The following is a 14,158-nucleotide window of genomic DNA, read 5'->3' as shown; positions in this document are numbered from 1 at the left end:
GCGGGCAGACTTTGCGAGATGCACGGGACAGCAAAAAGGATCTTATGACGGAAGGTCATGATGGGTGGCAGCCCCACCAGCCACACCCCGGCACACGATGTAGCCGCTGTGGCTGCTCCCTTCCGGGCCTGACCAGGTTAACGGCGAATCATTGCGAGGGGACCGGCGGGGCCACCATAACAAACCTGTACTGGACAGGCCGCGCTATTGTAACGGCTTGGTGCGAACTTACAACCCATTGTTGGAGTGCTTCCATAACCTCTTGGTCAGGTCTTGAAACGCCCCACCTGATGCTGTAACCCGGCTGCGAGCCTGGCCATGGATTCACTGGCCTGACGGCTTTCTGCTGAGTTCTGTGCTGCCTGATCAGAGAGATCACGGATACCGCTGATATTACGTGCAATCTCTTCAGTGGTTTGCGTCTGTTCCTCGCACGCCGAGGCGATTTGCGCCGCCATATCATTGATACGCACAACCGATTGTGCCGTATCACTGAGCGACTTTTCAGCGCCTTCAGCCTGAGCGACACTTTCAGCGGCTAACGCTGCGCCACGCTGCATAACACTCACAGCCTGGCCACTGCCTGTTTGCAGGCTTTGGATCATCTCTTGAATATCGCGGGTCGAATCCTGCGTCCGTGCTGCCAGCGTTCTAACCTCATCAGCCACCACGGCAAAGCCTCTACCCTGCTCGCCTGCGCGAGCAGCTTCGATTGCTGCGTTTAGTGCCAGCAAATTGGTTTGCTCGGCAATCGCTTGAATGACGCTGAGCACGCCTCCGATCTTGTCGCTATCCTGCTCCAGACGATTGATGACGCCCGCAGCCTCGGCTACATCCCCAGCCAGTCGTCGCAACGCGTTCATGGTCTGTCCGACCACCTCGGACGTTGCGTGGCCCTGCTGGTCCGCCTGTCGCGCTGCATCGGCGGTACAATGGGCATTGTCCGCCACTTCATGAATAGCTGCTGTCATCTCGGTTGCCGCAGTACTCACCTGATCAATGGCCAGGTGCTGATCCATGACGAGCTGATCCTGGTTGGCTGCGATGGCACTCATCTGCTCGGATGCCGAAGCCACCAGCAGGGTCGACTCTGCCACTTCGCGGATCAACAGTTGCAGCTGGTCGAGAAACGCATTGAAGCTCTGGCCCAGCTGCCCCACTTCGTCTGCCGAATTCACATCTACACGCTTGGTGAGATCGCCTCCGCCTCCGGCGATATCACGAATTCGCGCGAGAATATCGGTTATTGGGCGGATGATCAGACCCGGTAAAATAAAGATTGTCAGAGCACAGACAATTAAACCTGCGATAGCCACTATAAAAAGCGTCTGTGCATTCGAAGCTGAAGCGCTGTTAGCCGCTTGCAGTTCAGCCGCTGCCTCAGCATCAACAACCTGAGTCATCTGGTCGATCAGATCACGTGCTCGGCCAAAAAGCTCCGCTGACTGCCCGAAGCTAAGCTGATTAGCCTGACCCTTATCTTGAAACGCCTCACTTTGCGCGAGCCGGACAACCTCTGTACTGACCTGTTTCCATGCTGCAAATCCCAGAACAAACTTTTCGCCTAGTGCGCGGCTGTCTGATGACACCGCCAAACCGGCTGAGACCTGAACTCGATCTAATGCCTGTTGCATGTTATTGGCATGCTCAGACGCTAATGCGGCACGCTCCTCCCTCGAAGCACCCTGAACCAACGCACGTTCAGCCAGCAGCGCTTGATACATGTCCCGGTCAGCCTCAAGAAGATTGGTTGCCTGCGGTAAAAGGCCAGAAGAGAAACGCTCCATTCGCGATGAAAGATCCGATATTCCTATATAAGAAACTGCGCCCAACAGACAAAAGATGCCGGCAAGAATCAGCATGGGTAAAGTCAGTTTCCAGCGAAACCCCATATTACGTAAGAATGTATTCATTCTGGTTTTCCACGTAGCTTGCGAATGGCCAACAGCCCTATATTGCTGTTAAAGGTCACGTCAAAAAAAGGATTCATGACGAACTACATGTCATATCGGCCATAACGTTGTGAGCATTAGGAAAAGATACAACACGTTGTTGTGTCATGGGCAAAAGCGCAGGAAGAAGCTGAGGTGGATCGTGTTTACTGACACCTGTCCATTCGAGAAGATAGGCAGGGTTTAAGTACTCACGTTATTGAGAAAGTAACCAAGACAAATTGGGCACCGTAAAGAAACAAGAGACCTCGCTCGACTAATAAACAGGCAGGCCCTTCAAAAAACCCAGCGCCGTTGGTGGCTGGGTAGTCCTTGATGATCAGCGGAAGAGCTATCCCGACCAACCTGTTGGAATGAGTCTAGGACCTGCATGGTCATCTGCCGCGCAATCGGCTGCGTAGGAACTGGAGTTGTAAGGGTCCCTCTTTGGATCTGCGCTGGTTTAGTAAGCTGTGTGGTCCGGTCTTGCAGGCCATCTTGTCCTGAGGAAAGCACAAATGCAGCGCCTAACAAAATCCCCTGAATACTAACAAATAAGGCAATATCGCGACCTTTCATGATGAACGTTCTCCCTGTAGTGATCAGAGTTGTCAGCTCTGCCTCTGCTGATCGAATTGTATTTCTACCGATCAATGTTGCAGGGTACGTGCCAGTCAAAAAATACATATTTTACTATATATATCATGCGGTTATATATTTTAAAGCTATCCATTTATTGCATTATGCATGACAGATCATTTTTTCATCAGGCATTTTGCATGAAAGAAATTTGCCGTGTCGATCACAGCAGCACGAAAGAAACCATCAGCGGTATGTAAATCAAAGCGAATACCGTACTGAGCAGGGTAGTGCCAGCAGCTTGTCGCGGCTCAGTACCCAGCAGCGTCGCTATGACTACCGTGTTAGCGGCTATAGGCGTAATAGAAATGAGAAAAATCGCCTGGTAAACCGCAAGATCGTATATCTCTAACCAATGACTATCGACCCACCAGAACCCCAGTGCCAGCAATGGCCATGAAACAAATTTGCCGAAAAAAGCCAATGCGGTAAAACGCATATCTCCCGCGAGGCCGCGAAAGCTCAGGATGCTCATACCTATGATCATCATCCCGAGAATGCTGTAAGCCCCTCGTAGGTTGTCAAACAACGGAATCAAAATAGTTGGCATGGCAACATCAGCAAGGTTCAGAGCTACGGCAAGGCAAAACGCATAGATAGATGGGAGTCGCGCCACCTTGAGCAAACAGTCACGCACACCGTAACGCCCTCGGGCTGCGAGGTAAAACCCTATCGAATTTTCATACAAGGTCGTACCGAGCAAACAGACAATGTAAATACTCAGCCCACGGTCGCCAAACAACAATAGCGCAACAGGAATACCAAAATAGCCAGTGTTACCGGTCCCCACCGATAGCGGAATAAGATTGGCGCTGGCATTGTTCAACCACCCACGGGCAATAACCAGGTGCATCAAACCGATCAGAGTGCAAAAGCCGAATACCACAAAAGGAAGCAAGATAACGCTAGTGGACAAAGGCGCGCTCATCACGCCGGAAAAAACAACCGAAGGCGTAACAATATACAACATGATGCCCGCAATGTGACTGCCACTGGCGTTCAGGAAGCGCCCTGCCAGCCAGCCAAGCCCCACGGTTATGTAGAGCGGTAACAGTTTAAGCAATAGAGCAAGGGCGGCCGCCATGGCTACTCCAGAACAATGTCTGCACGGATTATGGCAGCCTTTCGGATGCCGCGATAAAAGCCTGACACCGATTAATCAGCCAAAATCAGGTAGACCCGCTCGACCAGTTCCGTCATGCCCTCTTGCTTGAATACCGCGTGCTGATCGAGCACCTCTTCTTCCTGCAGTATTGCTATTTTGCAACCCTCGAAAAGAACCTTCACCTCGGCGTCGGGTACACTGAAAGGAGGTCCGGCCCGCTCCTGTTGCTGGTAATCCAGGGTAATCAACAATAACTGCCAGCCCCCCGGCAGGCAGGCTCGCAAATGCTCCACATAGCGCTTGCGCATTGGCGGCGGCAAGGCGATGAGTGCCGCACGATCGTAGACTGCAGTAATACTCGCCAGTTTTTCTGCGTCGAGCTCGAAATAATCACCGCAATACAAAGCCAGAGCACCGCACTGCCCCACGGCGAAGTCGCCCTGACTCTGCCAAGTGCACTCCAGGCTCTGCTCGACGATGAATTCTTCCAGCGCCAGACGCGAAAGCTCGACACCGAGCACCGGGTGACCCTGCTCGCGCAACCAGATCATGTCAAGGCTCTTGCCACACAGGGGTACCAGCACACTCTCGTCGGACGATAGAGCCAAGTCGTCCCAAAAGCGGAGTAACAAAGGGTTGGCCCGCGACTTGTGGAAACCGGTCTGCCCCAGTTGCCAGCGTTCACGCCAGAAATCCGCATCCATCCTCATCTCCTATCTATCGTAATCAACTGACAGCATTGAAATTTTCACCAATAACAGCGAGCCAGACTATATAGTGAGAGTTCTCACGATACATGAATGGACTGCCCTGCGGCATGGATTACATCAACACACTTTTCCTGATCGGTGCGCTACTGCTGTGTGCCAGCATACTCGCCAGCTCATTGTCTTCGCGGTTGGGCATACCGCTGCTGCTGATATTTCTGATAATCGGAATGCTTGCCGGTGAGGACGGACTCGGCGGTATCAGCTTCGACAATACGGATACCGCATTCATGATTGGCAGCCTAGCACTGGCAATCATTCTGCTGGATGGAGGCATGCGTACCAAGGTCGAGAGCTTCAGGGTTGGGCTGTGGCCCGCCATTTCTCTGGCAAGCTTCGGGGTCATTTTGACCGCTAGCCTGACCGGCCTGCTTACAGCCTGGCTGCTAGAACTGCACTGGCTGCAAGGAATGTTGCTCGGTGCCATAGTTGGCTCCACCGATGCCGCAGCTGTGTTCTCACTGCTGCAAGGAAAAGGGCTGAACCTGAAACAGCGGGTTGGCGCTACGCTGGAGATCGAGTCTGGCTCAAACGACCCCATGGCTATTTTCCTGACCATCACACTGGTGGAAATGCTGGCATCCGGCGAGCAGGATGTCAGCTGGTCCTTTCTGCTCGCATTCGTGCAACAGTTCGGTATCGGAGGTCTGTGCGGTCTCGCTGGAGGCATACTCCTAGTCAGCCTGGTGAATCGGGTCAAGCTTGCCACAGGACTTTACCCGCTACTGATTACCAGTGGCGCGATTCTGGTTTTTGCATTCGCCAACAGCATCGGCGGCAGTGGCTTTCTGGCCATTTACCTGACTGGCCTGGTCCTGGGCAACCGTCGTGTGCACAACTTGCAGAACATCCTGCATGTTCAGGACGGTATGGCTTGGCTGAGTCAGATTGGCATGTTCCTGATGCTGGGACTTCTGGTAACTCCCAGCGAAATGATGCCCATCGCTGGGCCAGCAATCCTTATTGCACTCTTTCTGATCTTTGTCGCACGTCCTCTCGCGGTCATGATTTGTCTCGCACCTTTTGTCTTTCCTTGGCGCGAGCGGCTGTTTATTGCCTGGGTTGGCCTGCGCGGTGCAGTACCTATTATTTTGGCAATCTTCCCGTTATTGGCAGGGCTCGAGCAGGCTCAACTACTGTTTAATATTGCGTTCGTAGTAGTGCTTGTCTCACTCCTGCTGCAAGGCTCTTCCCTGCCACTGGCAGCCAAATTCTGCAGAGTGGAAATTCCACCCCAACCCGAGCCGTTGCAGCGCACCAGTCTTGATGTTGCGGTCGAGGGCGAATATGAGGTGATGATTTATCAACTGGAAAATGCCAACTGGTGCGTCGGCGTGGCATTGCGTGAGCTCAGCATGCCGGATGATTCTCGAATTGCCGCGGTATTTCGTGGCAGCCAACTGTTACACCCTCGCGGGAGTACCCGACTCGCTCTAAATGACGTGTTGTGCGTCATCGGCCGACCGCGGGATTTGCCCGCACTCTCTAAGCTTTTCAGCAGACCCCGTGCCGCAAGTTACCTGGAAAGCCGGCGGTTCTTTGGTGACTTCATTCTGGAGGGCGATGCCGAGCTGGGCGCGGTAGGCCGGTTCTATGGTTTCAGCGTACCGGAGGAGCTCGTCAAACTGACACTCGCAGACTTTTTGGGTAAACGCTTTGGTGGCCATCCGGTAGTCGGGGATAAATTGGAATGGGAAGGCCAGGCCTGGGTCGTCGCCGCAGTAGACAGCGACACCATTCTGAAAGTTGGCCTGAAGCTGGCTAGTGGCAAGCCGACAATACCGCCGGGGTTCTGAATTGCATCGTCAACGCTCAGCGCAAGAAGTTAAATAAACTCAAGCCGCTGATTTTGACATAACTCTGCTGCGCGGCTTGTAATACGATCGATTCCATACTGAGGCGGCTTAAAGCCTCCGCGTAGTCGAGTTCCGACAACTCTGCTTGTACCTTGGTGTTGATCAAAGACACCTCAGCATTTTCGTCGCCGGTCGATTCGATAACATTAAGTCTAGCGCCAATGCTAGTCTGCACACTAAGCACGCTGTTCATAGCATTATCGATGTTCTCCAGACTGACTGCTAGCTTATCCCGACGTACCAGTTTGTCCTCGGTGGAGTTCCCCGTGTTTTCCAGTGTTGCGCGCAGGAAGGCGATATTCTGCAGGATGCTGCGCTTTTCCCCTGAGTCAGCAATTCTAGGATCGCCAGGCGGTAAAGCAGCACCACGGGTAATACTGAATTCATCACCCGCATTCAGGTCACCATCCAGATTGACCACCACGCCAGCTACCCGTATCTGCTGGCTTTTGTCGTCATTCGGCTCAATCGTTCCCGACGCCAGCAACACAGCCGGATTTGCATCACCATAAATTTCGTAGCTCGTGCCACCCGCACCTATCGTAATACTCAGCGTATTATTCGGATAGAACTGGGTGTCATAGGCTTTCTTGTCTTCCACCACTCCTAACGACACACGTGCATTGCCGGTGTTAACGGCGTTTGCTTCAGTCACCACTCGATTGACGTTACCCACATCAACGAATAGATCTTTGCCATTATCATTAATCGCCACCTGCTTGGAGCCAGCAATCTGTATCGAGCGCTGGCCTTGATCGCCTTCGTAGGAATAAGTAGCGTCTGGATTGCGGACAAAAGGCGGCGTTTGGCTCTGAAAACCGCCAAACAGATACTCGCCCCGAGCATTACGACTGTTGAACAGCCCAAACAATTCCTCTTCTCTCTCGGTCAGCTCCTGGGCCAGAGCTTGCCGATCCGATGAGTCCAGCGCGCCATTACCTGCCTGCAAGGTAATCTCTCTAACCCGCTGCAGAATATTGGTGACCGAATTGAGCGTCGCTTCTTCCTGATTCAAGCTATTAGTGGCCGCGCTCATGTTGGATTTGAACTGCCCCAAACGATTAGCTTCCTGATCCAGTTGCAGCAAACGGACAGATGCCACCGGATCATCAGCAGGGGATAGAAGACGCTTGCCAGAGCTGACCTGCTCCTGAGTCCGAATCACCTTGGCATAATTATCCTGAATACCCTGGTTGCCGTTATTGAATGCCTGGATAGTCGAAATACGCATGGCCTGTCACCTGTCAGCGGATGCTGCTTATCAGAGTATCAAACAACGAACGTGCTACCTGCAGCACCTGCGCCGACGCATTGTAATACTGCTCGAACTTGATCAAGTTAGCCGCTTCCTCGTCTAGGTTAACCGCTGAAACTGAATCACGATTATTGGTTACCTGCTTGAGCACAGCATTGCTGGAATCACTGTCCGAACGCGCCTGAGCGGTAAGAGTAGCTACGCGCTGAACCAGATTGCCGTAACCGTCAACAAAGGAGAAACCGGCACGGCCGCCTGCCTGCCCCAAAACAGCTTTGGTCTGCAAATCGGATAGCGCGAGGGCATTGCGGTTATCCGATCGGCCTTCGTTGAACTTGATGTTAAAGGTATCGCCATCAAGCGGCGTTCCCGTCATCTTCATACTGAAGGTATAGCCGTCTATCTCCCACTCCAGCGTATTGGTTTGGCCAGGATTGATGGCAATCGATAAAGGAGTTAGCGTTCCTCCGGCGGGAGTGAGGTTCAAGACACCAGCGGTTTGATCGTAGCGCATTTCAATCGGCAGGAACGTCTGCATTACAGACGGATCTATCGGCTGCGGCCCATCCACCAGCGTTGGCTGAGTGATCTTCGCCGTACCTCGATTGGCAAGACTAGTGTCGGCACTAGCGGGCGCTGCAAAACCTAACTCTTCAGGCTGCTGCATAACCGACTCCATAGCACCGGAGCCATAACGCGTTGGTGTCAGCAGAAAGCGATCCCCCGCCGCAACACTGCCACCCGCTGGCAACGTAACCGCAAAGCCGTCTACGGACGTTGACGGCTGCGGTCCACCCGGAGGTAGCGGGTCGGTATTAAGCGTCAGCGGGCCGGTAACCTGATTATCACTAATCCGGCGAATACTGTATTGAGTCGGACTGCTGAAAAGCACTTCATAATCAGAAGTGCTCAACTCAGATGTTTGCGTAATAAACACATTCAGCTTGGTGTTCGGATCACTGTTGGTTGGCCTTGCTTGGCTGCGCAGGTCCAGCTGATCTGCACTGTTTATATCTTTGAACAGCTGGCCACCTGCCTGGCCATTGATATCCAAGCCCTGACCTAGCTGACTGTTAACCTCTCCAGCAATGGATAGCGCCAGGCGACCCACAGAATTCAGCGCCTGATCCAGCACATCCTGGCGATAGCGGAGCAAGCCTCCCAACTGACCGCCACTGATCAGGTTGGTGATGCCTTGAGCAGAGCCACTAGTGACTAGCTGGACTTCCGCCCTGGACGGGTCGGTTGTTCCGCGCACGACCTGGAGGCTTGATGCTTCCTTACCCACAACCAATGGCTGACCGGACCCAACAAAAAGGTTAATGCTATTGCCATCCTGCGGCACAACAGTGACACCGATCAATTCGCTGAGTTGACGAACCACCTCGTCGCGAGCATCTAATAAATCGTTAGGTTGCGCACCATTGGCTACAGCGAGGCTAATGGAGTCATTATATTTAGCGACCGAATCAGCCAAACGGTTAACCTGACCGGTCAATGTACCCATCTGCTGCCCGATGAACTCGGTCTGGGTCGACAATCGATTCTGAATCGTATTGAAGCGTGATGCCAGACCTTCGGATTCGGAAAGGAATAATTGCCGGGCCGGCAAGCTCGCAGGATCTTCCACGGAGGTCTGCAGCGCATTGAAAAAATTCGCCAGACCCGGAGTGATACCGGTCGCAGCACCAGACAGCCGCGAATTAAGTTCTTCCATTTGCGTCTGGAACGCATTGACCTCGGAATTGATCGCCGTACTAGTACGGACTTGGCTGGTCATAAATTCGTTATAAATACGCTGAACATCAACAATATTAGTGCCGTTACCGATATAGCCGGCACCGCTAAAGCTGGGGTTTCGAGCCTCCTGCACAGCGGTTTGACGACTAAAACCAGGCGTATTAACGTTGGAAATATTCTGCCCGGTGACCGCTAGATTGGTCTGACTGGCTTTGAGCCCGCTGAGTCCGATGCCAAAGAGATCTGCCATGCTTATGCCCTGCCTTCACTATGCCGAGCATCCGCCTGTGCGATCTGCGTACCCTGCTGTGCCTGAGAGTTGTTCAGTAATTGCCGGGCAATCTGCGATACCTTACGAGCATACTGCGGATCGGTCGCGTAGCCGGCCTGCTGCAATTCTCGGAAGAAAGTGTCCGGGTTTTCGGTGCGGGCCAGTGCTTGGGTATAACGGCCGTTGCCTTCGAGGAAGTTCACATAATCATCAAAACTTTGCTCGAATGAGGCATAGCTGCGAAAACTGGCACGCTCCTGACCTTTGGCGCCGTCACGATACTCGTGAGTCATGACGCTGGCTGACTCGCCCTGCCATCCACCGTGCGCCTTGATGCCAAACAAATTGTGGCTATTACTGCCATCGGGCTGCTTGATAATTGACTTGCCCCAGCCCGTTTCAAGCGCAGCCTGGGCCACCAGATAGTGCGGATCGACCCCCAGTCGCGCTGCAGCCTTTTCAGCCATTGGTAACATTGCCTCCGTAAATTCAGCTGAATTGGCAAAACGGACGGGGCCCGACGCAGAGGCATAAACAGGTGTAACTGAAGGCGTCGCCTGAGCAATAGCCTCAGCGGTACCTGACTGGCTACGCGCGACATCCTGTAAAGCGCGCAATGGCTGCCATACTTGGGCAGGCTCGATTGTTGCAGATGTTCTGGGAACGGGGGCGCTGGTAGCGTTAGCTACCAGCGCTGCCTGCATACCGGCATGCCCCAGGGAAAAACCCAGCCGACGTTTAGCCAGGAGTGCAGACTGATCCGGCCTGCCACCCGTATCAACATCAGACGAAATGCTTACTGACAGATCAGTGGTAAGCGCTGGGCGCTCCAGAGCGGTACCCGTTGACGCGGGCGCTTTCTCGGGTGACAACTGACGCATCATCACATCAGCCAACCCAAGACCTTGCTTTTCAGACAGATGAACCGACATCTGATTGTCGTACATATCCTGATAGAAACGAGTCTGCGGTGTATTCAGCGGATTGCCTTCGGCGAATGCCTGGTTGGCATCACGCATGCTCTTGACCATCATATTCATGAACAAGGATTCGAACTGCTCGGCAACGCGTTCCATATTCTCCGGGCTGTTGGCCTTGGAACCCGCCTTCAGCTCGCTCATAGAGTTGAGATCGGTGTAGCTGATACCGTTCGGGCTCATGGTCGCGTCCTCGCTCAGATAATCACAAGCTCGGCGTTCAAGGCGCCAGCCTGTTTAAGGGCTTCAAGAATAGCCATCAGGTCGCCTGGGGCTGCCCCCACCTGATTAACCGCACGCACTATTTCGTCAAGAGACACGCCTGGATTAAACACGAACATGCGGCTATCACCTTCTTCGATGTTAATCTGCGAGCTGGGCGTGATCGCGGTCTGACCGGCGGTGAAAGCACCAGGCTGGCTGACCTGAATATTTTCGCTGATGGTCACCGTAAGGCCTCCATGGGTGACCGCAGCCGGTTGTACCAGGACATTCTGGCCGATGACAATGGTGCCCGTGCGCGAGTTGATCACGATTTTTGCCGAGGCATTGCCCTGCTGTACCTCCAGGTTCTCAACCATCGACATATAGTCAACACGCTGGTTAGGATCCAGGGGGGCTCGAACGGTTATGGAGCCGGCATCCTGAGCCTGAGCCACACCAGGGCCAAAGGTACTATTGATCTGGTCGACGACTCGTTTGGCGGTAGTGAAGTCCGGACGGTTGAGGTTGAACACCAGGTGCTCGCCACTGGCGAATGGGCTAGTGACTGCTCGCTCAACCGTTGCGCCGGCGGGTATTCGGCCAACGCTCGGTACGTTAACCGTGATCCGTGAGCCATCAGCACCTTCGGCGCCAAAGCCACCCACTACCAGGTTACCCTGGGCAATCGCATACACCTGGCCGTCGATTCCCTTGAGCGGCGTCATCAACAGGCTGCCACCGCGCAGGCTCTTGGCATTACCGATCGAGGACACGGTGATATCGATTGTCTGGCCCGGCCGGGAAAACGCCGGTAACTCTGCATGGATAGCCACTGCCGCCACGTTTTTAGTCTGGATCCGCGTGCCAGGCGGCACAGTGATACCGAACTCGGTCAGCATGTTATTAAAGGTCTGCACCGTGAAGGGCGTCTGACTAGTCTGGTCACCGGAGCCAACCAGACCGACCACCAGGCCATAACCGATCAACTGGTTGGTGCGCACGCCAGCCACGCTGGCAATATCCTTCAGACGCTCGGCCTGGGCCAGGGGCGCAGCAAGAATCAAACACAGGCACAGCAGCATACTATGCATGCTGATCACTCCTAAAAGGGCCAAAGGGGGCTAAGAAAGAACTGACTTAACCAACCCGGTTGACTAGCGTTGGCGAAGGCACCTGTACCGGAATAGGCAATGCGCGCATCAGCGATGCGGGTAGAGGGCACGGTATTGTCAGGGCCTACATCTGCGGCGCGGACCAGGCCGGAAATCCGGATCAGCTCATCGCCATTATTCAAAGTTATCCATTTTTCACCACGTATGCGCATGACCCCGTTGGGCAATACCTCAAAAATCGTTGCGGTGATTGAACCATTCAGACTGTTGGTCTGGTTCGCCTCGGAATCCCCTGCAAAGGTACGATTGCCCGCAATATCAATACCCAGATTAAGGCCCTTGGCCCCAACCACATTGCCCAGCAGCGTCGGATTAGCGATCTGTGTTGAACTGTTTTTGCTTATTTCATTATCTGCGCTCTTGCGCGCTGCCGTCCGCTCCTCAAGGAGGATGGTAATGATGTCGCCAACCCGACTGGCCTTGTTGTCATCGTATAGAGTGACCTCGAACCCAGACTGATAGATAGCACCGTTGTTACGCTCCTGCGGAGCCGGTGAGCGCGGCATGATAGGCGCGTATGACGGATCGTTGGGCGCAGGGGGCATTTGTACGCAGGCCCCCAGCGTAGCGATAACAAGCAGAACCAGAGCAAGCCGCATGGATTTCATCTCAGGCTATTCCTCTTAGAGATTCTGGCTGACGTATTGCAGCATCTGGTCAGCAGTCGAGATCACTTTGGAGTTCATCTCGTAGGCGCGCTGGGTCGTGATCATATTGACCAGTTCCTCCACGACACTGACGTTGGAGTTCTCCAGCGTATTCTGCAGCACCGTACCCAAACCGTTCTGGCCTGGATTGCCGGCCTGTGGGGCGCCGCTGGCAGCCGTTTCCAAAAACAGGTTATTACCGATCGACTGCAGGCCGGCCGGATTAACAAAATTAGCCGTCTGCACAATGCCTAACTGTTGGGCGGCGGGGTCACCGAACACAGAGATACTCACTGTGCCGTCTTCGCCAACGGTGAACGACTGCACATCATCCGGCAGCTGAATCGCCGGCTCCAGCGGGAAACCGCTCGAAGTAACAATTTGCCCATCGGCGTCCAGATGAAAGCTGCCGTCGCGGGTATAGCCGATATTGCCGTCGGGCATCAGAATCTGAAAGAAGCCCTTACCATTGATCGCCAGATCCAGCGGTTGTTCAGTGGTCTGCAGCGTGCCTTCGGTAAATATCTTCTGGGTACCGGCAACCCTTACACCGGTGCCCAACTGGAGGCCAGATGGCAATTGCGTATCCTGAGTAGTCTGGCCGCCAGGCTGACGCTTGATCTGGTACAACAGATCCTCGAACTCGGGTCGATCGCGCTTGAAGCCCGTAGTCGCCACGTTGGCCAGGTTGTTGGATATCGTGGTCAGCATGGTGTCCTGCGCGGACAAACCGGTTTTACTTACCCAAAGTGCTGCGTGCATGCTCTTTCTCCTAGCGCATCATTGAGCGATGCGGCTGATCAGGTTTAACTGATTTGCAGAATCTTGTTAGTGACCTGGCTGTTCTCTTCGGCTGTGCGCATCATCTTTATATGCAGCTCGAACTGGCGCGCCAAGGACAGCATTGCGGTCATTTCTGCTACCGCATTGACGTTGCTGGTTTCGAGAAAGCCCGAAGCCACTCTTACGGCGCCATCGGCTGGTTGCTCGCCCTCACCCTCTACCCGCATCAGGCCGTCTTCCCCTTTGCGCAGCGAAGCCAAATCCGGGTTGACCAGCTTCACACGGTCAACTTCTGCCAATACGTTGGGACCTTCGCCCTCTGCGCGAATGCTAATGGTGCCGTCCTGACCGATTTCGATCTTGTCGGCCGGTGGCAACGCAATTGGACCAGCGTTACCCAACACCGGCATCCCGCTGCTGGTACGCAACATACCGAAGGCGTCCATCTGCAGACTGCCGGCACGGGTGTAAGCCTCGGTTCCATCCGGCGCTTGTACCGCAATCCAACCCTGCCCTTCCACAGCGATATCCAGCTCGCGACCGGTTTCCTGCATGCTCCCGGAGGCCATGTCAGTACCCGGCCGCTCTGTCATCGCGTAGGCTCGGGTGGGAAAGGTTTCACCATAGACAGGCATGGAACGCGCCTGCTCGAAATCGCGCCGAAAGCCAGTGGTACTGACGTTCGCCAGATTGTTGGCATGGGCTTGTTGAGCCAGCATATTCTGACTGGCGCCCGTCATGGAGATGTATAGTGATTTATCCACGCTTTACTCCCGTTGCGACAAGGAATTGCCGCTTTGCTGCTATCAAG

The 14,158-nt window shown here is 54.1% G+C and carries 11 protein-coding genes and 1 other RNA gene; 1 reads left to right on the top strand and 11 read right to left on the bottom strand.

Going from position 1 to position 14,158, the window contains the following annotated elements:
- Positions 1 to 71: 71 nt before the first annotated feature.
- From ffs to ACJAXR_RS13165, 4 genes are all read right to left on the bottom strand, one after another.
- Positions 72 to 168, bottom strand: an RNA gene (gene ffs / locus ACJAXR_RS13180) — signal recognition particle sRNA small type.
- 98 nt (positions 169 to 266) lie between these two features.
- Positions 267 to 1,913: a methyl-accepting chemotaxis protein gene (locus tag ACJAXR_RS13175; protein ID WP_415058737.1), complete on the bottom strand. Its 1,647-nt coding sequence runs from the start codon at positions 1,911 to 1,913 to the stop codon at positions 267 to 269.
- 820 nt (positions 1,914 to 2,733) lie between these two features.
- Complete coding sequence (locus ACJAXR_RS13170) at positions 2,734 to 3,654, bottom strand: AEC family transporter (RefSeq protein WP_415058736.1); 921 nt, start codon at positions 3,652 to 3,654, stop codon at positions 2,734 to 2,736.
- Positions 3,655 to 3,725: 71 nt separating this feature from the next.
- Positions 3,726 to 4,379: a thiopurine S-methyltransferase gene (locus ACJAXR_RS13165; RefSeq protein WP_415058735.1), complete on the bottom strand. Its 654-nt coding sequence runs from the start codon at positions 4,377 to 4,379 to the stop codon at positions 3,726 to 3,728.
- A 113-nt stretch (positions 4,380 to 4,492) separates the two neighbouring features.
- Here ACJAXR_RS13165 and ACJAXR_RS13160 point away from each other — a divergent pair, with 113 nt between their 5' ends.
- Complete coding sequence (locus ACJAXR_RS13160; RefSeq protein WP_415058815.1) at positions 4,493 to 6,238, top strand: potassium/proton antiporter; 1,746 nt, start codon at positions 4,493 to 4,495, stop codon at positions 6,236 to 6,238.
- A gap of 16 nt (positions 6,239 to 6,254) precedes the next feature.
- Here ACJAXR_RS13160 and flgL read toward each other — a convergent pair whose 3' ends face one another.
- From flgL to flgF, 7 genes are read right to left on the bottom strand one after another with little or no spacing between them, the layout of a single operon-like run.
- Positions 6,255 to 7,529 (bottom strand): flagellar hook-associated protein FlgL, encoded by a 1,275-nt coding sequence (gene flgL / locus ACJAXR_RS13155; protein ID WP_415058734.1) that lies wholly within the window; start codon positions 7,527 to 7,529, stop codon positions 6,255 to 6,257.
- 13 nt (positions 7,530 to 7,542) lie between these two features.
- Positions 7,543 to 9,543, bottom strand: coding sequence for a flagellar hook-associated protein FlgK (gene flgK / locus ACJAXR_RS13150; RefSeq protein WP_415058733.1), 2,001 nt, complete (start codon positions 9,541 to 9,543; stop codon positions 7,543 to 7,545).
- Positions 9,544 to 9,545: 2 nt separating this feature from the next.
- Positions 9,546 to 10,724 carry a flagellar assembly peptidoglycan hydrolase FlgJ gene (gene flgJ / locus ACJAXR_RS13145; RefSeq protein ID WP_415058732.1) on the bottom strand — a complete coding sequence of 393 codons (1,179 nt, stop codon included), beginning with the start codon at positions 10,722 to 10,724 and terminating at the stop codon, positions 9,546 to 9,548.
- 14 nt (positions 10,725 to 10,738) lie between these two features.
- Positions 10,739 to 11,836, bottom strand: a complete 1,098-nt coding sequence (locus ACJAXR_RS13140; RefSeq protein WP_415058731.1) for a flagellar basal body P-ring protein FlgI — start codon at positions 11,834 to 11,836, stop codon at positions 10,739 to 10,741.
- Positions 11,837 to 11,847: 11 nt separating this feature from the next.
- On the bottom strand, positions 11,848 to 12,525 hold the full coding sequence (gene flgH / locus ACJAXR_RS13135; RefSeq protein WP_415058730.1) for a flagellar basal body L-ring protein FlgH: 678 nt from the start codon (positions 12,523 to 12,525) through the stop codon (positions 11,848 to 11,850).
- A gap of 15 nt (positions 12,526 to 12,540) precedes the next feature.
- The gene (gene flgG / locus ACJAXR_RS13130) at positions 12,541 to 13,326 is read right to left on the bottom strand and encodes a flagellar basal-body rod protein FlgG (protein ID WP_415058729.1); all 786 of its coding nucleotides are present in this window, start codon (positions 13,324 to 13,326) and stop codon (positions 12,541 to 12,543) included.
- A gap of 44 nt (positions 13,327 to 13,370) precedes the next feature.
- Entirely contained in the window at positions 13,371 to 14,111 is a 741-nt protein-coding gene (gene flgF / locus ACJAXR_RS13125) for a flagellar basal-body rod protein FlgF (RefSeq protein ID WP_415058728.1), read from the bottom strand.
- Between the last annotated feature and the right edge of the window lie 47 nt (positions 14,112 to 14,158).

Source organism: Halopseudomonas sp. (assembly GCF_047631575.1).
In the GTDB taxonomy this organism is placed as follows: Bacteria; Pseudomonadota; Gammaproteobacteria; order Pseudomonadales; family Pseudomonadaceae; genus Halopseudomonas.
The sequence above is the reverse complement of the archived record's forward strand: the minus strand, read 5'-3'. Positions and strand labels throughout refer to the sequence as shown.

Excerpts from the sequence above, each read along its gene's own strand:
- flgH (WP_415058730.1), bottom strand. The coding sequence starts at position 12,525 with ATGAAATCCATGCGGCTTGCTCTGGTTCTGCTTGTTATCGCTACGCTG.
- flgJ (WP_415058732.1), bottom strand. The coding sequence starts at position 10,724 with ATGAGCCCGAACGGTATCAGCTACACCGATCTCAACTCTATGAGCGAG.
- flgL (WP_415058734.1), bottom strand. The coding sequence starts at position 7,529 with ATGCGTATTTCGACTATCCAGGCATTCAATAACGGCAACCAGGGTATT.
- flgK (WP_415058733.1), bottom strand. The coding sequence starts at position 9,543 with ATGGCAGATCTCTTTGGCATCGGACTCAGCGGGCTCAAAGCCAGTCAG.
- flgG (WP_415058729.1), bottom strand. The coding sequence starts at position 13,326 with ATGCACGCAGCACTTTGGGTAAGTAAAACCGGTTTGTCCGCGCAGGAC.
- ACJAXR_RS13175 (WP_415058737.1), bottom strand. The coding sequence starts at position 1,913 with ATGAATACATTCTTACGTAATATGGGGTTTCGCTGGAAACTGACTTTA.
- ACJAXR_RS13160 (WP_415058815.1), top strand. The coding sequence starts at position 4,493 with ATGGATTACATCAACACACTTTTCCTGATCGGTGCGCTACTGCTGTGT.
- ACJAXR_RS13170 (WP_415058736.1), bottom strand. The coding sequence starts at position 3,654 with ATGGCGGCCGCCCTTGCTCTATTGCTTAAACTGTTACCGCTCTACATA.
- ACJAXR_RS13140 (WP_415058731.1), bottom strand. The coding sequence starts at position 11,836 with ATGCATAGTATGCTGCTGTGCCTGTGTTTGATTCTTGCTGCGCCCCTG.
- ACJAXR_RS13165 (WP_415058735.1), bottom strand. The coding sequence starts at position 4,379 with ATGGATGCGGATTTCTGGCGTGAACGCTGGCAACTGGGGCAGACCGGT.